This is a genomic window from Flagellimonas okinawensis, assembly GCF_029194005.1.
Lineage (GTDB): Bacteria > Bacteroidota > Bacteroidia > Flavobacteriales > Flavobacteriaceae > Flagellimonas > Flagellimonas okinawensis.
Window position 1 is genome coordinate 71,831 of record NZ_JARFVA010000003.1, and the last position, 19,798, is coordinate 91,628.

At 42.2% G+C, this 19,798-nt stretch carries 18 protein-coding genes and 1 tRNA gene; 12 read left to right on the forward strand and 7 right to left on the reverse strand.

The features are described 5' to 3' along the window. Positions 1-72 precede the first annotated feature (72 nt). Positions 73-675: a YkgJ family cysteine cluster protein gene (locus tag PY091_RS09855; RefSeq protein WP_275649500.1), complete on the forward strand. Its 603-nt coding sequence runs from the start codon at positions 73-75 to the stop codon at positions 673-675. Between the two features lie 52 nt (positions 676-727). Here the strand turns inward: PY091_RS09855 and PY091_RS09860 are convergent. Further along, a tRNA-Gln gene (locus PY091_RS09860) sits at positions 728-799 on the reverse strand. Positions 800-993: 194 nt separating this feature from the next. On the opposite strand from PY091_RS09860, the gene PY091_RS09865 reads away from it, so the two are divergent. Further along, entirely contained in the window at positions 994-4,326 is a 3,333-nt protein-coding gene (locus PY091_RS09865) for a glycosyltransferase family 117 protein (RefSeq protein ID WP_275649501.1), read from the forward strand. Positions 4,327-4,359: 33 nt separating this feature from the next. Here the strand turns inward: PY091_RS09865 and PY091_RS09870 are convergent, their stop codons facing one another. Next, a complete protein-coding gene (locus tag PY091_RS09870) occupies positions 4,360-4,659 on the reverse strand; it encodes a thioredoxin family protein (protein ID WP_275649502.1) in 300 nt (99 codons plus the stop codon). Positions 4,660-4,755: 96 nt separating this feature from the next. Continuing rightward, positions 4,756-5,151: a hypothetical protein gene (locus PY091_RS09875; protein ID WP_275649503.1), complete on the reverse strand. Its 396-nt coding sequence runs from the start codon at positions 5,149-5,151 to the stop codon at positions 4,756-4,758. 169 nt (positions 5,152-5,320) lie between these two features. On the opposite strand from PY091_RS09875, the gene PY091_RS09880 reads away from it, so the two are divergent. Further along, the gene (locus PY091_RS09880) at positions 5,321-6,625 is read left to right on the forward strand and encodes an OmpP1/FadL family transporter (RefSeq protein ID WP_275649504.1); all 1,305 of its coding nucleotides are present in this window, start codon (positions 5,321-5,323) and stop codon (positions 6,623-6,625) included. A gap of 81 nt (positions 6,626-6,706) precedes the next feature. Here PY091_RS09880 and PY091_RS09885 read toward each other — a convergent pair whose 3' ends face one another. After that, complete coding sequence (locus PY091_RS09885) at positions 6,707-7,939, reverse strand: metallophosphoesterase (protein WP_275649505.1); 1,233 nt, start codon at positions 7,937-7,939, stop codon at positions 6,707-6,709. 54 nt (positions 7,940-7,993) lie between these two features. Beyond that, entirely contained in the window at positions 7,994-8,713 is a 720-nt protein-coding gene (locus tag PY091_RS09890) for a copper homeostasis protein CutC (protein ID WP_275649506.1), read from the reverse strand. Between the two features lie 40 nt (positions 8,714-8,753). Between PY091_RS09890 and PY091_RS09895 the strand changes: the two genes are divergently transcribed. The 6 genes from PY091_RS09895 to PY091_RS09920 all read left to right on the forward strand — a co-directional run bounded on the left by PY091_RS09895 (position 8,754) and on the right by PY091_RS09920 (position 15,197). Then, entirely contained in the window at positions 8,754-9,752 is a 999-nt protein-coding gene (locus PY091_RS09895; protein ID WP_275649507.1) for an isoaspartyl peptidase/L-asparaginase family protein, read from the forward strand. Between the two features lie 44 nt (positions 9,753-9,796). Continuing rightward, positions 9,797-10,330: a hypothetical protein gene (locus PY091_RS09900; RefSeq protein ID WP_275649508.1), complete on the forward strand. Its 534-nt coding sequence runs from the start codon at positions 9,797-9,799 to the stop codon at positions 10,328-10,330. Between the two features lie 140 nt (positions 10,331-10,470). After that, entirely contained in the window at positions 10,471-13,305 is a 2,835-nt protein-coding gene (gene polA / locus PY091_RS09905) for a DNA polymerase I (protein WP_275649509.1), read from the forward strand. A 14-nt stretch (positions 13,306-13,319) separates the two neighbouring features. Continuing rightward, positions 13,320-13,979 (forward strand): DMP19 family protein, encoded by a 660-nt coding sequence (locus PY091_RS09910; protein WP_275649510.1) that lies wholly within the window; start codon positions 13,320-13,322, stop codon positions 13,977-13,979. A gap of 105 nt (positions 13,980-14,084) precedes the next feature. Further along, positions 14,085-14,903 (forward strand): NIPSNAP family protein, encoded by an 819-nt coding sequence (locus PY091_RS09915; protein WP_275649511.1) that lies wholly within the window; start codon positions 14,085-14,087, stop codon positions 14,901-14,903. Between the two features lie 9 nt (positions 14,904-14,912). Beyond that, positions 14,913-15,197, forward strand: a complete 285-nt coding sequence (locus PY091_RS09920) for a thioredoxin domain-containing protein (protein ID WP_275649512.1) — start codon at positions 14,913-14,915, stop codon at positions 15,195-15,197. Positions 15,198-15,251: 54 nt separating this feature from the next. Here the strand turns inward: PY091_RS09920 and PY091_RS09925 are convergent, their stop codons facing one another. Continuing rightward, positions 15,252-15,815, reverse strand: a complete 564-nt coding sequence (locus PY091_RS09925) for a hypothetical protein (protein ID WP_275649513.1) — start codon at positions 15,813-15,815, stop codon at positions 15,252-15,254. Between the two features lie 180 nt (positions 15,816-15,995). On the opposite strand from PY091_RS09925, the gene PY091_RS09930 reads away from it, so the two are divergent. After that, positions 15,996-16,733, forward strand: coding sequence for a sulfite exporter TauE/SafE family protein (locus tag PY091_RS09930; protein ID WP_275649904.1), 738 nt, complete (start codon positions 15,996-15,998; stop codon positions 16,731-16,733). Here the strand turns inward: PY091_RS09930 and PY091_RS09935 are convergent. After that, positions 16,721-17,176, reverse strand: coding sequence for a MarR family winged helix-turn-helix transcriptional regulator (locus PY091_RS09935; RefSeq protein WP_275649514.1), 456 nt, complete (start codon positions 17,174-17,176; stop codon positions 16,721-16,723). The two genes, PY091_RS09930 and PY091_RS09935, sit on opposite strands and share 13 nt — an antisense overlap. A gap of 174 nt (positions 17,177-17,350) precedes the next feature. On the opposite strand from PY091_RS09935, the gene hppD reads away from it, so the two are divergent. Further along, positions 17,351-18,484, forward strand: coding sequence for a 4-hydroxyphenylpyruvate dioxygenase (gene hppD / locus PY091_RS09940; protein ID WP_275649515.1), 1,134 nt, complete (start codon positions 17,351-17,353; stop codon positions 18,482-18,484). Between the two features lie 79 nt (positions 18,485-18,563). After that, the gene (locus PY091_RS09945) at positions 18,564-19,721 is read left to right on the forward strand and encodes a homogentisate 1,2-dioxygenase (protein ID WP_275649516.1); all 1,158 of its coding nucleotides are present in this window, start codon (positions 18,564-18,566) and stop codon (positions 19,719-19,721) included. Positions 19,722-19,798: the final 77 nt, after the last annotated feature.

Sequence of the window (19,798 nt, forward strand, 5' to 3'; positions counted from 1 at the left end):
TTAAAAATCTGGGTTTGCATCAAAAAATATTTTAAAAACCTGTTGAAATATAACATACTTTCGGAGCTCAAAATGACACTAGATCAGAAAGTCCGATTGGTTGAATCGTTATTTGACCAGTTGGACCGGGAAACACAACAATTTCAAGACAAATCTGGACTTGGTTGTGTTACCGGTTGTGGAAAATGTTGTACCCATCCCAACATTGACGCCTCTCCTTTGGAATTCTTGCCTTGGGCGTTGGAACTATATTTATCGGGCAAGGCCGAAGACACATGGGCAACCTTACAGGAAAGTTCGGACCAAACCTGTGCTTTGCTAAACCCATTCGCCTTATTAAACAAAGGACATTGTGGAAGTTACAAATACCGTGGCCTAATATGTCGGCTCTTTGGGTATGCCGCCAGTAAGGATAAATACGGAAAACTCCGTTTGGCCACCTGCAAGATCATAAAAGAGGAACAGACGGAAAAGTACCACGCGGTATCCCAGGCAATCTCCGAAGGTCTGTATGTTCCTGTTTTTACCGAGTACTACATGCAATTGGCCCAAATCGACTATCAAATGGGGTCTAAGATCATACCGATAAACAAAGCGCTAAAAATGGCATTGGAAGAAGTACTGCAATACTATGCCTATAGACCCGCGCCCGATATGGGCAAACAGATCGTGTAGATGATAGGCATAAAAAAAGCCCCTTAATTCTTTCGAAATAAGGGGCTTTTTGTTGGCCTACAAGGACTCGAACCTTGAACGACTGAACCAAAATCAGCTGTGTTACCAATTACACCATAGGCCAGTACCATATAAAAGCTAAAATTGATTCAGCTTTTGAGCGTGCAAATTTAAAACAAACTTTGGTTTCAACAAATATTTTTCACAAGAATACCTGCTATTTTTCTTTAACATGGGTGTTAAAGGTTTTCCAAAAAGGACTAGGCTTCTGTTCTAGATTTACTAAATTCGCCACAATTCGGTTAACAACCAACTCATATGTTTGCAAAAGACTTCAAAAAATGGGACACCATCCTTGGGTGGGTTTCCTTCGCCATTGCGTTTATAGTATATGCCCTGACCGTAGAACCTACCGGAAGTTTTTGGGATGCAGGTGAATATATTTCCACCTCTGCAAAGTTACAAGTAGGTCACCCACCAGGTGCTCCCTTGTTACAAATGATCGGTGCCTTTTTTGCCATGTTCGCCTTCGGCGATCCCACTAAGATTGCACTTATGGTAAACGCCGTATCCATAGTTTCAAGTGCATTTGCAGTATTGTTCACATTCTGGACCATTACGAACCTGGTCGGCAAAATGATTTCCAAAAAGGAAGAAATGAACAATAGTAAGGCCATCGCCATTTTGGGAAGTGGCCTTGTCGGAGCACTTGCCTTTACCTTTTCGGACAGTTTTTGGTTCAATGCCGTTGAGACGGAAGTCTATGCCATGGCCAGTCTGATCATGGCCCTATTGTTATGGTTGGGACTCAAATGGACAGACAATTTGGACGATCCCCGAGGACACCGCTGGCTAATGCTCATCTGCTTTGTGATAGGTCTTACCTTCGGGATTCAGTTTATGGGCTTTTTGGCCATTCCATCCATTGGGCTGTTATATTATTTTAAAAGATACAAGACCACTACGGTCAAAAACTTTTTGTTGGCCAACATTATTGTAGTGGCCATTTTAATATTGGTCTATAAATTCTCACTGACCTACGTTTTGGAGTTGTTTGGATGGAGCGAAGTATTCTTTATCAATGAGATAGGCCTACCGTTCAATTCCGGATCCATCATCATGGGACTATTGTTCGTGGCCGCATTCTACTTTGGATTAAGATATACCCGAAAGCACAATTACTACAATGCGAATATCGTGGTGCTCTGCCTCATGTTCCTTATTTTAGGTTTCTCCTCTTGGTTGATGCTTCCAATCAGAGCCAATGCAAAAACCGTGGTCAACGAAAACAACCCTGCAGATGCCAGGGCATTATTGGCCTATTACAACCGTGAGCAATATCCGGGCGTGGACAGCCCCATTTATGGTGCGTACTATTCGGATACTTTTGCCACTTCTGGCGAGGACAGGGACGATAGCCCTAAATACGAGAAAGACCTGGAACTGGGCAAATATGTGATTGTAAACCACTATAAAGGAGCTTTACCAGGCCCCAATGAAAAACACGTTGGTTTTTTACCAAGAATGTGGAGCGATCAACATGCCGAAAACTATATGCGCTATTTTGGCGCCTTGGATTTCCGGATCAAATCCGAATATATTTCCAATAACGATCTTCGCGAGGCGGTAAACCAATTCAAAACGGCATATTCCCAAGGAGAGTTGGACACCGAGCAGTACATTCGTTTTTTACGGGAATTTGGTCAATATATAGAGGTAGAACCACCAACTTTGGGTCAGAACCTAAAATACATGTTCGACTTCCAGTTCAGTTATATGTACATGCGCTATTTTATGTGGAATTTTGTTGGAAAGCAAAATGATGTACAAGGGAGGTACGATGAGAACGGAAACTGGTTGAGTGGTATCAATTTCATTGACAGTATTCGTTTGGGCAGTCAAGACAACTTGCCCAGTGACTGGAAAAACAACAAAGGGCGCAACACTTATTTTTTCCTTCCCTTGTTGCTGGGTATTTTGGGAATCGTGTTTCAAATATCCAGAAACCCAAAACATTTTTGGGCATTGTTCGTGTTCTTTATGTTCACTGGACTTGCCATACAATTCTACACCAACCCCTACATCTTTCAGCCTAGGGAACGAGATTATTCCCTTGTGGGGTCGTTTTACGTGTTCTGTATTTGGATAGGAATAGGAGTATATGGACTTTTTGAAGAGTTCAAAAAATTGATGTCCGCGAAAATTGCGGCACCCGCCATTACAACAATTTGCTTGTTGGCAGTACCGTTATTAATGGGGTACCAAAACTGGGACGACCACGATCGATCTGATCGTTACACTGCACCCGCCACCGCAAAGGCCTATCTCGATTCCTGCCAAGAGGATGCAGGTGCCATATTGTTCACTATTGGGGACAACGACACCTTCCCTATTTGGTATGCGCAGGAGATTGAGAATTATAGGACCGATGTCCGTGTGGTGAATACAAGCCTTTTTGCCACGGATTGGTATATAGACCAAATGAAGCGTAAAGCGTATGAAAGTGATCCGATCCCATCACAACTCACGCACGACAAATACAGTTACGGTAGTCGGGATGCGATCTACTATCAAGGGGTTACGGACAACCGCTGGAATATCAAGGATTTTATGAACTGGGTCGGGTCCGACAAGCCACAGACCAAGTTCAGGCATATCCTCACCAATCAAGGTGCGGACCTTAGCAATTACTCGGAAAGCACATTGGACATCGTTTACTATCCTACCAATAAAATCAGGATTCCGGTAAACAAACAAAATGTATTGGAAAGTGGTCTGGTCAAAGAAAAAGATTCCGCTTTGATCGTGGATTATATAGATATCGACCTGCCCACGAGCGCACTTCCTAAGAACCGAATTTTAATGTTGGATCTTATCGCCAACAACGATTGGAAGCGACCCATCTATTTTTCGGGTGGTAGTTTTGACAGTGCCGAATACATTTGGATGAAAGATTACCTGCAATTGGATGGACTCGTATACAAGTTGGTACCCATTAAAACACCCAATAGGAATTCGTTCGAAATGGGCCGTATAGATTCTGAATTGATGTACGATATCGTCAAGGACTGGGATTGGGGCAACTCCGGAAGCGATGAGATTTACCACGACCCCCAAACACGTTCACAAGGTCTATCATTTAGGAGCAACCTGGCCCGATTAATGGAGACCATGATCGAGGAAAACAAAATTGACGGGGCAAAGGATGTAATCAACATTGCCATGGACAATATGCCTGTCGACCATTATGGATTCTATGCATTTGTTGAACCATTCGTAGACGGTTACTACAAGGTAGGTGAAACGGATAAAGCACGTGAGCTGTTCGGAAAACTCAAGAAGGTATATCAAGAACATCTGGAATATTACGCCAATATCCCATTGGATGAACAATATGATAAAATTGACGATATCCTTTCCGATATGCAGGCCTATAGAAGAAATATCGACATTCTTATAGAGAACGGCGATAAAGAGCTGGCCGAGTCGGAAACCATCATTTTTAATGAATACATTGATATGTTCTCACAATTTGTGGATGATGAGGAAGAAGTATTGGAGGAGCCTATGCCCTTTGATCCGGACATGGAAGATTCCATTCCATTGGATACCATAGAAAGTGTACCGGATTCGACACTACCGGAAAACTAAAAATAAAAAAGCGAGGTTGAACCTCGCTTTTTTTTATTGGATATATTCGTTTAAGATACCTATAAGTGTGTTGGCATCTTGCTCACCACTCTGTCTCCAGACCATCTCACCTTTTTTGTAGATCATTAAGGTGGGCAATCCTTTAATACGAAGTGCTTGTGAAAGTTCCTTGTTCTTATCCACGTCGATTTTAATGACCTTTCCCTTATCGCCAAGGGCTGCTGCCACATCGCTCAAAACGGGATGCATGGAAGTGGACTGTTCGTTCCATTCCGCATAAAAATCCAACAATACTGGAATTTGCAAATCTATGAGTTCACCAAATTTGGACATCTATTCTTAGGTTTACAGTCAAAAGTAAGAAAAATTGTTAATGTTTTATACCTGGTCAATCCATACTGTTCACCTGCCCATAGAATTTAGACAGATCTAATTGGCATCCCTATTTGAATTCACTTCTATATTCTTAGCTTTTTTATCCAGATACTCCCTTAGATATGCTCTATCCTGTTCGAGCACCCCTAACCTGTTCACAAAAGCAATATCCGGATCATCCTTATGGATCATAACTATAATAGGGTCATCTATCTCTGGCAAAAGAGGGCAGTTAAGTTCACATCCCAAACTAGGTTTATCCTCGGACAAATTATAGTAATAACACACATCGGTACTGATCTTACCAAATTCGCTATCACCCATATCGACCTCTACTACTATGCCCTGCACTTCAAAAAAATCATCTTTGTCATAGTCTGTAAATTCCTTTGGCCCATCCTTGCACCCCAAGCAAAACAGGACCAAAAACATTAATACTAAACGTCTCATAACTTAAAGTCTTTCAGAAAAATAGGAAAAAATATAACATCTTCATATTATGACATTTATCATTACATTTACTCTACTAAGTTTATAGGTTTACAACTGAATTAACACAACAGCAATTGACTGACCATTTACTTATTTATCAGCCACTTACTGTGTAAAAACTCAACAAATGAAAAATTTTATTTTTACACTTAGTGCTCTTTTCATGACCACAGTCACTTTTTCGCAAGCCGGACACATTATGCAAGGTGTTGGTTCGGTGAATATGTCCATGGGGGGTGCCGCTACTGCTCAGCCTTTAGATATTTCTGGGGCTTTGCATTGGAACCCAGCTACGATCTCTGCCTTCGACGACAATATCATTAAATTGGACATCGGTCTTTTCTTTTCATCTCCTGAACTAAACTCGACAGTACCAGAATTTGATGGACAGGGACAGCCTACCGGCAACTTTTTTAGTGGAACCACCGAAGATGACCGTGGTGTCTCTCCCATGCCAGCCTTGGCTGCCGTATGGAGTAAACCGGACAGTAAACACACCTTTGGCGCATCGATATTCGGGATCAGTGGATTTGGGGTGACTTTCCCCGAAAATATGTCCAACCCGATAAATATGCCGCAAGCAAATGGAGGTTTTGGCAGGATTGAATCCGATTATATGCTTTTACAGATTGGTCTGACCTGGGCCTACGAAATCACCAATGAACTTTCCGTTGGTATTCAGCCTACTTTCAATTATGCCGCCTTGGAATTAATGCCCAACCCAACAGCGAATCCCAATCAGGCAGGTTATCCATCGACAGATAAGGCCTCTGCGCTTGGATTTGGTGGACAGGTAGGATTGTTCTATAATTCCAGCTCAGGGTTCAAAGCAGGTGTTTCCTATAAAACCACACAAAATTTTGGTGATTTTGAATTGGACAATACCTATTTGGATGGTACAACGGCAACCAACTCGTTCAATATGGATTATCCCGCCATTCTTTCTTTAGGACTCGGCTATTCACTTGGCACCATAGACTTAGCTTTGGACTATAGAATGGTCGATTATGAAAACACCGATGGATTCTCCACCACAGGCTGGACCCCAAATGCATCCGTTGCCGGCTTTGGTTGGGAGAACATCAATATTATATCCGCTGGTGTTCAATACAAGGGAATAAGCAAACTGCCATTACGCGTAGGCTACACCTATAGTTCCAACCCTATCGACAGTGATGTGGCCTTTTTTAATATTCCAGCGACCGCGATCATTAAAAATGCGTTTCAGTTTGGACTTAGCTATGAAGTATCCGAGAAGTTTCAACTGGATGCTCTTTATCATTACGGTGCCAGTGGAGATGCTACCTCAGGCCCCATGTTAAACCCTCAGTTTATACAGAACTTCCCACCCTATGGTGCAATACCTGGAAGCGAAGTTTCTTATGATATGACCACATCGATGATTGCCATTGGCGCATCACTTAAACTGTAAACAACCAAGAACATAACCAATTACAAACGAAAAAGGCACTGGGTGAAACCAGTGCCTTTTTTATTTTCTTGGAACGGATTTTTAAGCCAACCCCCTTTTCTTTAGAGTGATTACCGAAATCTCCGGATAAATACCAAAACGACCAGGATACCCGATAAATCCAAACCCTCGGTTCACATTGATAAACTGCTCCATCTCTTTGTAGATTCCGGCCCAGTATTTATATCTCCATTTAACTGGACTCCATTTTACCCAACCCGGAATTTCTACACCGAACTGCATACCATGGGTGTGCCCGCTCAAAGTCAAGTGGAAATGATAATCATCGTGTATCACCACATCCTCCCAATGGGACGGATCATGACTCAACAATATTTTAAAATCTTCTTTGGACACCCCTTCTTTGGCCTTTTGTAGGTCCCCGGCCTTTTTAAATCCGCCTCTCCCCCAATTTTCCACACCTACCAATGCGATTTTTTCACCATCCTTTTCCAAATATCTATTGGAGTTCAATAGTAGATCAAAACCCATTTCCCTTTGCATGGTCTTAAGGTCCTCCAAGTTACGGGCCTTCTCTTCTTCCGTATTCCAAACGGCATAATCACCGTAATCGTGGTTTCCCAAAATGGAGAATACCCCATCTTTGGCATCCAATCGTGAAAATACTTCCTTCCAAGGCTCCAGTTCATCAGAACGATTGTTCACGATATCCCCCGTAAAAAAAATCACATCACTTTGCTGTTCATTAACCAGGTTCACACCATACTCCACCTTTTTATAATCATCGAGACTTCCACTGTGCACATCAGAAATCTGTGTGATCTGATAATTGTGGAATGCATCGGGAAGGTCATCAAATTCAAGCTCGTATTTCAGCACCTGATAATTGTACTTTCCTCGGTACATGCCGTACAAAAGGGCGCCAAAAGGAAGGGCCGCCAAACCAAGGGCGATACCACTTATGAATTTTCTACGGGACGGAAAATACCCTGCCTCCACATCCGATACCCCGACAATTTTATTATAACCGTAACCAAGTACACGAACTACATCCTCCAACAAAAGGAAGAATCCCAAAACCAGGGCCAATAGGAAAAATGCTGCGAATATAGTTCCCGCTATGGCCGCAGTGCCTTTGAAACCATCGCCGGGATCATAGGTCATAACTTTTATGGTCAAGAAAATCAAGGCTCCCAAAAACAGCACAATGTAGGCCCATTGCATGAGAGGGCTTTTAAAAAGTGTGCGGAATGCCTGAAAACCATAAACGGCCAGCACCACATAAAGGATTGCCAAAACAATAAATCGGGACATACAATTTTTTTACAAAATTAGAGCTAATCTGCTATTTAGCAGTGGTTTTTAATTTTATTTAACGGCTTCAACAATCGCCTTCACGGTGATAGGGTCCGAAACTGCCACCTCGTTCTCTACCAAATGTTTAGTGGAATTCATGGTGATTTTATCCATTAGGTCCACACGGTTTCCAAAGGAACTACCGGAACAATGGATAGCCCTCAAGCCTATATCCTTGAATTTTGTTGCGTTTTTTGGTGATACACCTCCACCCGCCATAATGGTCATTGGGGTGTTACGTTGCCATGCCTCAAGCTTTTTTATTCCCTTTTCGGCCGATGTCTCCCCTCCAGAAGTCAGAACAGTATCTACCCCGATGGTTCCGAGTTGTTTAATGGCTTCCAAAGGTTCCGCGACCCAATCCAATGCACGATGGAATGTGAAGTGCATAGGTCCTGCCAATTCCACCAACACTTTTGTCCTTTCCATATCAATGGAAAAATCATCGTGTAACACTCCAGAAACGATTCCATTCACGCCCAAAGACTTACAAAATAAAATGTCAGCTTTCATCACTTCGAATTCCATATCGGAATAGGTAAAATGTCCCCCTCTCGGACGTACCAAAACATGAACAGGAATGGACAGTTCACTTTTCACCATTTGAATCAATCCAGCGGAAGGGGTTATACCTCCAACACCAAGCTCCGAACAAAGTTCAACGCGATCCGCCCCTGCCCTTTGCGCATTCATGGCCGATTCAAATGAATTGGCACAAACTTCTACCAGCATATCGTATCTTTATAATCCCTAAAATTAAACATCCAAACCAATGGAACGACGCAAATTCCTTAAAAATTCCAGTCTATCGGCTGCTGGACTTGTTTCCGCCTCTACTCTGGTTGCGTGCAAATCGGAGACCAAACCAGAAACCACCTTGGCCGCATCCATTGCTCCAGAACCTATTAAACCCATCGTGGTATGTACCTGGAATTTCTTTAATGCTTCCGAAAAGGCTTGGGAGGTATTAAAATCGGGCGGGAGTGCCCTCGATGCCGTAGAGCAGGGTGTAATGGTGGAAGAAGCTGACGAGACCAACGAAACGGTGGGCAAAGGAGGAAGACCAGACAGAGATGGCAACGTGACCTTGGATGCATGTATTATGGACAAAGATGGCAATTGTGGATCTGTTGTCTGCATGCAAAATATTGTGCATCCCGTTTCCGTGGCCAGGAAAGTAATGGAGGAAACCCCTCATATAATTTTGGCAGGCAAGGGAGCAGAAAAATTTGCTTACGAACAAGGTTTTAAAAAAGAAGATCTATTCACCGAGAGTACACGAAAACAATATGAAGATTGGTTGAAAACTTCCAAATACGAGACCACAATCAACATAGAGAACCATGATACCATTGGCATGCTGGCCATTGATGACAATGGGGATATTGCCGGAGCTTGCACCACAAGCGGAATGGCCTACAAGGTAGCTGGGCGCGTTGGCGATTCCCCTATTATCGGAGCCGGATTATTTATTGATAACGAAGTAGGAGGTGCAACGGCTACTGGGGTTGGAGAGGAAGTGATACGAACAGTGGGAAGTTTTTTGATCGTGGAATTGATGCGCCAGGGCAAAAGTCCTCAAGAGGCATGCGAAGAAGGTGTAAAACGCATCATGAAGAAAAATGAAGGACGAAAGGATTTTCAAATAGGGTTCTTGGCCATTAATAAAAATGGGGAAACTGGTGGGTACTGCGTACATCCTGGGTTTACCTATCGTGAATATTCCGACCAAGGGCACGAGAATCGAGAAGTGGTCAGTTTTTACGAATAGAGGTTGGAAATGAGACTACTTCGATTTCAGACTCAAGAATCAGGATGGTAGAATCAAATAATAAAGTGACCAAATACTCATCCTCCTCTAGTTATTTTATTTTTGAGGCAATTTTTGCTTCAATAATTCTAGCAGCAATTGGATATTCTATTTTCTCTTCAACAGATTCAATATTTATCAAAACAATAACCGTCACATTTTCATTATTGATATTAGCGTCAATTGCATTTTACCTAAGAAGTATAGTATTTAGCATCTTCTTTTATGACTCCGAGATAGTTATTGATTTTCATTTAAAAAGCCAAAAAACTAAATTAAATTATACAGAAATGGTTGGAATAAAATATATCTCAGTTCAAAAATCCCCAGACATGAACAGAATATATTTTAAAACTAGAAATGGCAAAAAGAGCAAAAAATTTCAAGCCGTAGCATTTGATGATGAATTTATCGAATTCATTGATTGGCTTAAATCAAAGAATCCAAAAATCGAGGTATCCGTTATTCCCTCTGACCATTATCTAAATGAAAAAATGTTTGGGCCTAAATACAAGAAATACATTAAAAAAACCCTATAATTCTGCCTTTGGTCTAGCCTCTTGACTCTTGATTCCAAAATCTTGGTTCTTTTTAAACTTCAATTCGTACTTTTAATCCCCACCCCATTCAGGGTACCTCATATTGTTTATTGAACATTGTTAATTGTTAACTAAATAAAATGTCCGAACAAAAAAGACTTTTTTTATTAGACGCCTACGCGCTCATTTTTCGTGGTTATTATGCCCTTATCAAAAATCCAAGAATCAATTCCAAGGGAATGGATACCTCGGCCATCATGGGGTTTGTAAATTCCCTGTTTGATGTGATCAAACGTGAACAGCCAGACCACTTGGCCGTTGCCTTTGATAAAGGAGGCAGTGTGGAGCGTACCGAATTGTTCGAGGACTACAAAGCGAACCGTGACGAAACTCCCGATGCCATCCGTATAGCAGTACCATATATCCAACAGATCCTTAAAGCAATGAAGATTCCCGTTGTGGAACTAGAAGGGTACGAAGCAGATGATCTTATTGGAACCTTGGCCAAACAGGCGGAAAAGGAAAATTATAAAGTGTTCATGGTAACGCCTGATAAGGATTTTGGCCAATTGGTTAGCGAAAACATTTTCATGTACCGCCCTGCTCGAATGGGGAATGGCATCGAAATTTGGGGCATACCTGAAATTCAGAAGCGTTTTGGTGTAAAACGTCCCGAACAAGTAATAGACTATTTGGGAATGATGGGTGATGCCAGTGACAATATTCCGGGACTTCCTGGTGTGGGCGACAAAACCGCAAAAAAATTCTTGGATCAATTCGATTCTTTGGAAGGGCTTTTGGCAAATACCGACCAGCTCAAAGGTAAAATGAAAGAGAAGGTAGAGGAAAATGCCGAACTGGGGAGATTATCCCGAAAACTGGCGGAGATAAAAACCGATTGTGAAGTACAGTTCCATGCAGAGGATTACGAAATGTGTCCGCCAGATGCAGAAAAGGTTCAGGAGATTTTTGAAGAACTGGAGTTCCGTCGACTCAAGGACCAATTCATTAAGTTATTTACAGGTGAGGCAGAGACCAGTACCCAAGTAACCAATACAAAAACGGCAAAGGAAGAGGCCAAAGTAGCAGGTAGTGGCCAGTTCACCTTGTTCGGAGGGGACCCATCCGAGGCCGCTGCCACGATAAAGGATGTGAACAGCCGCTTGACCATTGGTGATGTACCCCATTTTTATCAAAATGTAAAAGAAGGAAAGAGCATGGAACTCTTTCTGGAGATGTTAATGAAACAAACTTCCGTATGTTTTGATACCGAGACCACTTCGTTAAATCCACTGGAAGCAGAACTGGTGGGCATCGCTTTTAGCTGGTCACCGGGCAAGGGATTCTACGTGCCTTTCCCCGATAACGAGAACGATGCCAAACCCTTGATTGAAAAACTGCGCCCATTTTTTGAATCCGAAAACATTGAAAAAGTCGGACAAAACCTCAAGTACGACATTAAGGTAATGCAAAACTACGGTGTGGAGGTCAACGGCAAATTGTTCGATACCATGTTGGCCCACTACCTTATCAATCCGGATATGCGGCACAATATGGACGTGCTATCCGAGACCTATCTCAATTACACTCCTATATCGATCACTGAACTTATTGGCAAAAAGGGCAAGAACCAACTCAACATGCGAGATGTTCCTTTGGAAAAACAAACAGAGTATGCGGTGGAGGATGCCGATATTACTTTTCAGTTAGGGTTAAAATTCACTCCGGAATTAAAAGAGGCCCATACCGATAAGTTGTTCGAAGATATCGAGATTCCTTTGGTTCGTGTACTGGCCGATATGGAGTTGGAGGGCATTAATCTGGACAAAGATTATCTGGGTGGCCTTTCGGAGCAGTTGGACAAGGACATCAAGGAACTAGAACAAAATATTTACGAAGAGGCTGGGGAAGAATTCAACATTGCCTCTCCCAAACAGTTGGGCGACATCCTTTTTGGCAAGTTAAAATTGGTGGACAAACCCAAAAAGACTAAAACAGGACAATTTTCCACTTCGGAAGATGTGCTTTCGTACCTAGCAAAAGACCACAAAATCATTCAAAACGTACTGGATTATCGCGGACTGGCCAAACTAAAGAGTACTTACGTAGACGCGCTTCCCAACGAAGTACAGGAAAAAACGGGTCGCGTACACACCGATTATATGCAAACCGTAGCCGCTACGGGCCGTTTGAGCAGTAACAACCCGAACTTGCAGAACATACCAATCCGTACCGAGAGGGGACGACAGGTGCGAAAGGCTTTTATCCCACGGGATGAAAATTATGTGCTCTTGGCTGCGGATTACTCTCAAATAGAACTGCGTATTATCGCTGCTTTGAGCGAGGAGGACACCATGATCTCCGCCTTTAAAAATGGAGAGGATATTCACGCTTCAACGGCGTCAAAAGTATTTAACGTGCCGATTAACGAAGTTACCCGTGAACAGCGAAGCAATGCCAAAACGGTCAACTTTGGGATTATTTACGGGGTGTCGGCCTTTGGGTTGAGCAACCAAACCGACTTGAGCCGCTCCGAGGCCAAAGAACTTATCGACACTTATTACAAAACCTATCCCAAATTGCGAAATTATATGAGCGAGCAAGTGGATTTTGCTCGTGACCATGGGTATGTGCAAACGGTATTGGGCCGTCGCCGATATCTAAAAGATATCAATGCCGGAAACCAAGTGGTGCGTGGTGCCGCGGAACGTAACGCGGTAAACGCCCCGATTCAAGGAAGTGCAGCGGACATCATCAAAATTGCGATGATTAACATCCATAAAAAGCTCTCGGAAGGCAAGTACAAAACCAAAATGTTGTTGCAGGTGCACGATGAATTGGTGTTCGATTGCTACAAACCCGAATTGGAGGAAATGAAAGAACTCATTAAATCTGAAATGGAGCACGCATACGAACTATCGGTACCCTTGGATGTGGAAGTCGGCATTGGTGAGAATTGGTTGGAGGCACATTGATCAATTGATAAGTAGTGAAGCTAGCCATATTTATCGCCATCATTGTTTTCCTGAAATATCTGGTCCCACGATTGGTAGATTTTGGAGCTCCCCAAAAAACAACACCTAAAACCGAGTGGGATTATAGAGTTAGATTTGCCAAACTAAACAAGGAAATATTTGATAATGCCAATCCGGAAGAAAGGGAGGAAATACTTTATTATTATACACAAAAATTAAGGAAAGCCGACAATTATAGTGATGCCTCTTATAAAAACATGCCCAAACCTCTTCAAATTGTTTTTTTAATTAACGAATTGGAAATGGAGGTCAATAATGGAGGTTATCTACAATTTTTCACCAATTCTTCAGGCAGATATGTGGATGAAACACTTGAAGCCCTAGATTTGATTGGAGCTACACACAACTATCAACTCTTATTAAATGCAGTTGAAACCCTTTTCAAACATAATGAAAGCACCGAGAACTTGAATAAAAGAATCAGTTCAAAAACATTGCACAAGATTATCGATGTTTCCGAATTTTATGGCAATAGCGAATTGCAAAATGCATTGAACAAACTGGATCAAGAATTCTTCAAATACAAAGAAAATCTTTCGAAATTGAAGATGGAATATTTTGAAAAAAATAAAGAGCAGCTCTGGAGCGAATTAAAAGAAAACATTAGGGAATAACATACTTAAATAAAATAGCTCAAAGCATTACCCAATTAAATGCCTATCTTGAGATGTCGTTTTTCAGACAACATCAATTACCCACATCAAAATCAACTGCACAACATGAAAATTATCAAACTAACTATGCTTTCGGTCGTACTGGCCATAGCGAGCTGCGGCAATCCAAACCCAGAAACCAAGGAAACTACCGAAACACCCAAAACTACAGAAGTCCAAAGGGAATTTTATCAACTCAAAATCTACTCCTTGAGCTCTGAAGAGCAAGTGGCCACAGTGGATGCATATCTTAAGAATGCATTTATGCCAGCCGTTAAAAAACAGGGTATCGACAAAGTCGGGGTGTTCAAATCACGCCCCTCCGATACCGATACGGTCCAAAAAACCTTTGTTCTGCTACCCTTCGAGAGTTTAGGACAATTCCAAACATTGGAAAACCAGCTTCTAAAAGACTCAACATATATTGACGCAGGTGCCACTTATATCGATGCGAATTATGACAACCCGTCCTATGATCGTATTGAATCCATCCTATTACAAGCCTTTCCCGATATGCCTCAAATGGAGGCTCCCGAATTGGACAGCCCAAGATCCGAACGAGTATATGAACTGCGTAGCTATGAATCTTCCTCTGAAAAATACTATCGCAACAAGGTCGACATGTTCAATGCCGGTGGCGAAATACCACTTTTTGACCGCTTGGACTTTCAGGCCGTATTTTATGGGGAGGTGATTTCGGGTGCCAACATGCCCAACCTTATGTACATGACCACCCATGCCGATATGGACACTAGAAACGAGCATTGGGATGATTTTGTAAATTCCCCGGAATGGAAAGAACTGATTTCCATGCCCAAGTATGAGAATAATATATCCCATATAGATATGTGGTTCCTCTACCCTACCGAATATTCAGATTATTAATTTCTATAAATGATTCAACTGATTTATTTTACGGGCAAGACCTGCGGAGTCTGCAAGGTCTTAAAGCCAAAACTACTGGAAGCGGTACAGGAAAACTTTCCCAAAGTAAACATCCGTGTTGTGGATGTGGAGGAGGAAGTGGAGTTTACGGGACAATCCATGGTATTTACCCTGCCGGTTGTAATCATTAAAGCGGACGACAGGGAAATGTATCGCTTTGCTAGAAGCTTTTCGGTATATGAGGTTTTGGACAAGTTGAAGCGATTGAGCGGAGAGCAGCAGCTAAATTCCTAAAATTAAAAAAGGCACCGAACGGTGCCTTTTTCATTCCTTTTCATAGCATAATAATCAATTGCCAAACATATTGGCCAATCGTGGTTTTTGACTTTTGCTCCCAATAAACAAATCCGTAAGCGGTTTAAAGTGTCGCTTCCACTGGTAGGGAGCAAAGTCAAACCACAATTTAACTTCGGGGGCTTTGCTTTTCTCCACCTCAAAACCATTCTCAATTTGAAAATCCAAACGCTCGAACGAATTGGCGGATTCCGCCACCCCATCCTGGTAAATAAACTGGTTCCCCCAACCTGCCATATAAAAACGTAGTGAGGAGTATTTACCCTCTGGCAGGGAAAGTACGCTCTTGGAACGGATAAAGTTTCCAGAGGAGATTCCCTTAAGGGTAACTGGGTTCTGACCAGGAAAATCTATTATAAAATGTTCTTCACCGTGCTCATCTATGGCAGAGAGCTTGGTAATGTTCAATGACATTTCTGAAACCCTGAGCGCCGTAGCGGGCTCATTTCTCAATATCAATTCGGTTTCTTGGGTCTCAGCACCATACCATCCTGCCATTACAGAAGGGGCATAAGGAGCTGTAGACCATATCGTTGGATAAAATCTTGTCTTTTTCATAGCAATTGTATATCTAAAGTTATACAGGTACAAAGTTGCGGTGGTTTTCCTACCCTCACGTCCATTGGATTGTCCAGTTTATATGCTGAATTAACCCAGAACATCCATTTTAAGAATTATTTAAGGTAAAATGACACAAAACCAATATTGATAACACTTACCAACGTATCTTTCCTGCCCATGAAAGTGAACTATATTTTTTTATTATTGGCCTTGGTTGCGGAGATCATTGGCACCATTGGTGGTTTCGGCTCTTCGGTGTTCTTTGTACCCATTGGCAACTTCTATTTTGACTTTTATTCGGTACTTGGAATGACCGCCATATTCCACCTTTCCAGTAACATCAGTAAAATTTTTCTGTTTAAAAAAGGCCTGGACAAAAGGTTACTGCTCTACATCGGGGTTCCATCTGTAGTATTTGTTATCGTGGGAGGCTTTCTTTCAAAAATAGTCAACAGCAATTCCCTTGAAATTGTACTCGGGGTTTTTCTGGTTGTATTTAGTCTACTATTCCTGATTAAAAGTGAGATCATTGTGCTTCCCAATAAAAAGAACTCTATTCTGGGCGGGGCATTATCCGGGTTTTCCGCAGGACTCTTGGGCACGGGTGGAGCAATACGCGGACTTACCATGGCCGCATTCAACCTTGAAAAAAGTGCATTTATTGCAACCTCTGCCTTTATAGATTTTATGATCGATTTCTCTCGAACGTTTGTTTACTATGAGAATGGCTATATCGGTAATCAAGAATTGACCTATTTGCCCTTTTTGTTCGCTATCGGATTGGTCGGTACTTATTTGGGCAAAAGAATACTGCATTATATCCCTCAGGAAAAGTTTCGTAAACTCAGTCTGATTTTTATTCTTCTGATAGGATTGGCGACAATCACCAAACTCATGTTCGACTATTGGGGCTGATCGGTTTCATAATTATCCCCGATTTTGTCCAACACCTTTAAAAAGGTCTCAAATTCGGAGGACTCCACATTTTTTACGGCCAGCCGGCGCAGGGCCATTGCGCTGGGAAGTGTAATATCCAGAATCTCCTGTCCCTTTGGTGTCAGCTCCAATTTAAATCGCTTCTGATCACCATCAAAACGGGTCTTGGAAATCCAACCTTTGCGCTCAAGTCCGCCGATTACCCTAGATGTTGTAGCCCTATTACGGAAATTCTCGTTAACAATATCCCGCTGACTGGCATCATCTCCCAATTGATGTATTTGGTAAAGTATCACCCATTGCTCAATGGTCGTATCCACACCTAGTTCGTCAAACTTGCGCAAATAGGCCTTTTGAATCTTCCGGAGCACCAAATCAAGGTGGAACCCCATTCCTTGTATTTCATCTATACGACTGAGCATTTTTTAAAGAATAGCCACAAAAATAGGGATTCATAATTTTTCAAAGGCCAACAATCAGGCAACACATCAATTTTAACTCAATTTTCAACCTATAAAACCCAGTTGGTATCGCAAAATTATTATTTTTGTTGTTGATGCAACAAAATAAAGCTGAACAATCATAAAATAGAAACCATGGATACATCAACACTTCCAAAAGGAAACAATACCACAGAAGATTTTATGCCCATCAACGGAACCGATTACGTTGAACTATATGTGGGCAATTCCAAGCAAGCGGCCCATTACTATAAAGCGGCCTTTGGATTTCAATCCTACGCGCAAGCCGGCTTGGAAACAGGATTAAAAGACCGTGAGAGCTATGTAGTAGTACAGGATAAAATTCGTCTGGTACTTACCTCCCCCCTAAAAAGCGGTACGGAAATTGGCAAACATATAGATAAGCACGGTGATGGGGTAAAAGTTGTCGCCCTTTGGGTCGATGATGCCACCATAGCCTACAACAACGCCATGGAACGCGGCGCCACATCGTATATGGAACCTCGGGTTGAAGAAGATAAAGACGGTAAGGTGGTCCGTGCCGGAATTTATACTTATGGTGAAACCGTACATATTTTTGTGGAACGCAAAGATTACAATGGAACATTCCTTCCCGGTTTTAAGAAATGGGAAACGCCCGACTATAATCCAGAACCTACCGGTCTAAAATTTGTGGACCATATGGTCGGCAATGTCGGTTGGAACAAAATGAACCACTGGGTGAAATTCTATGAAGATGTTTTGGGATTCAAGAACATCCTATCTTTTGACGACAAGGATATTTCAACGGAATACACCGCCTTGATGAGCAAGGTGATGAGCAATGGCAACGGAAGAATCAAATTCCCGATCAACGAACCTGCCGAGGGTCAGAAAAAATCACAAGTGGAAGAATACTTGGACTTTTATGAGGACGAAGGCGTTCAGCATATTGCCGTGGCTACGGACGATATTATCAAAACCGTTCGCGATCTTAGAAGTCGCGGAGTAGAATTCTTGAGAGTACCTGCCACCTATTATGATGCGGTTACCGACCGTGTTGGTGAAATAGACGAGGACATAGCCCCATTGAAAGAGTTGGGCATTTTGGTGGACCGTGATGATGAAGGCTATTTATTACAAATCTTCACCAAGCCAGTGGAGCCCAGACCTACGATGTTCTTCGAAATCATACAAAGAAAAGGAGCGCAATCGTTTGGAAAAGGAAACTTTAAGGCCCTGTTCGAAGCCATAGAGCGTGAACAAGAGCTGCGCGGCACATTGCATTAAAAATTGTAATTTAAGAGAGTAAAATATCGGGTGTAATTCTGCACCCGATATTTAAATTCATCACTTAAAACACCAAGCAATGCCTATCTATCATAAACTCGGGAGAATCCCACAAAAACGACACACTCAATTCGAGAAACCTGATGGAGGACTCTATTACGAGCAACTTTTCGGGACAATCGGTTTTGACGGCATGTCTTCACTATCTTATCACGTACACCGACCCACACAGGTAAAGGAAATAGGAAAAGCCTTGGACGTGAGTCCAAAAATTGCAGTTGAAAAAAACATTGCCAGCAGAAAATTCATCGGTTTCGATGTTGCCCCAAAAGATGACTTCTTGGAAGCTAGAGAGCCGCTATTGGTGAACAACGATGTTCATGTAGGATTGGCAGCACCCAAAAAATCCGTTACGGACTATTTTTACAAAAATGCCGATGCCGACGAAATGCTCTTTATCCATAAAGGATCGGGAACCCTGAAAACCTTTTTGGGGAACATTCCTTTTGAGTATGGGGATTACCTCATCATTCCCCGTGGGATGATCTATCAAATTGAATTTGACACCGAGGACAACCGCATACTGTATGCCGAATCCTTTCACCCGATATATACGCCGAAGCGTTATCGCAACTGGTTTGGGCAACTACTGGAGCACTCCCCTTTCTGTGAGCGCGACTATAAATTGCCACAAGACCTAGAGACATTTGATGAAAAGGGTGAGTTTTTGATGAAAATCAAAAAACAGGGCATGTTGCACCAACTGGTCTATGCCACACATCCTTTTGATGTAGTCGGATGGGATGGCTACAATTATCCATATGGTTTTTCCATTCATAATTTTGAACCGATAACAGGTCGCGTACACCAACCGCCACCGGTGCACCAAACTTTTGAGACAGGTGCTTTTGTAGTTTGTTCCTTCTGTCCAAGGTTGTACGATTATCACCCAAAAGCTATACCTGCACCCTACAATCACTCCAACATTGATTCTGATGAAGTTTTATATTACGTAGATGGTGATTTTATGAGTCGGACAGGTATAGGTCCCGGTTATATTTCCCTACACCCGGCAGGTATTCCGCACGGACCTCATCCTGGCACCTATGAGGCCAGTATAGGCAAAAAAGGAACGGAAGAACTCGCAGTGATGATCGATACCTTTAAGCCACTTCAAGTAACAGAGAATGCTCTTAAAATTGATGACGGCAAATATTATAAATCTTGGTTGGAGTAAAATGAATTCGTTATTGTCTTCTGTCATTTCGAGCGCAGTCGAGAAAAGAAGGCTTTGTATCGCTATCAACTGCGCTA

Bases quoted from the DNA above. Each gene is read 5' to 3' on its own strand.
- PY091_RS09945 (WP_275649516.1), top strand. From the start codon at position 18,564: ATGCCTATCTATCATAAACTCGGGAGAATCCCACAAAAACGACACACT.
- PY091_RS09935 (WP_275649514.1), bottom strand. From the start codon at position 17,176: ATGCTCAGTCGTATAGATGAAATACAAGGAATGGGGTTCCACCTTGAT.
- PY091_RS09900 (WP_275649508.1), top strand. From the start codon at position 9,797: ATGGTAGAATCAAATAATAAAGTGACCAAATACTCATCCTCCTCTAGT.
- PY091_RS09890 (WP_275649506.1), bottom strand. From the start codon at position 8,713: ATGCTGGTAGAAGTTTGTGCCAATTCATTTGAATCGGCCATGAATGCG.
- PY091_RS09880 (WP_275649504.1), top strand. From the start codon at position 5,321: ATGAAAAATTTTATTTTTACACTTAGTGCTCTTTTCATGACCACAGTC.
- PY091_RS09920 (WP_275649512.1), top strand. From the start codon at position 14,913: ATGATTCAACTGATTTATTTTACGGGCAAGACCTGCGGAGTCTGCAAG.
- PY091_RS09870 (WP_275649502.1), bottom strand. From the start codon at position 4,659: ATGTCCAAATTTGGTGAACTCATAGATTTGCAAATTCCAGTATTGTTG.
- PY091_RS09925 (WP_275649513.1), bottom strand. From the start codon at position 15,815: ATGAAAAAGACAAGATTTTATCCAACGATATGGTCTACAGCTCCTTAT.
- polA (WP_275649509.1), top strand. From the start codon at position 10,471: ATGTCCGAACAAAAAAGACTTTTTTTATTAGACGCCTACGCGCTCATT.
- PY091_RS09875 (WP_275649503.1), bottom strand. From the start codon at position 5,151: ATGAGACGTTTAGTATTAATGTTTTTGGTCCTGTTTTGCTTGGGGTGC.
- PY091_RS09885 (WP_275649505.1), bottom strand. From the start codon at position 7,939: ATGTCCCGATTTATTGTTTTGGCAATCCTTTATGTGGTGCTGGCCGTT.
- PY091_RS09895 (WP_275649507.1), top strand. From the start codon at position 8,754: ATGGAACGACGCAAATTCCTTAAAAATTCCAGTCTATCGGCTGCTGGA.
- PY091_RS09930 (WP_275649904.1), top strand. From the start codon at position 15,996: ATGAAAGTGAACTATATTTTTTTATTATTGGCCTTGGTTGCGGAGATC.
- hppD (WP_275649515.1), top strand. From the start codon at position 17,351: ATGGATACATCAACACTTCCAAAAGGAAACAATACCACAGAAGATTTT.
- PY091_RS09855 (WP_275649500.1), top strand. From the start codon at position 73: ATGACACTAGATCAGAAAGTCCGATTGGTTGAATCGTTATTTGACCAG.
- PY091_RS09865 (WP_275649501.1), top strand. From the start codon at position 994: ATGTTTGCAAAAGACTTCAAAAAATGGGACACCATCCTTGGGTGGGTT.
- PY091_RS09915 (WP_275649511.1), top strand. From the start codon at position 14,085: ATGAAAATTATCAAACTAACTATGCTTTCGGTCGTACTGGCCATAGCG.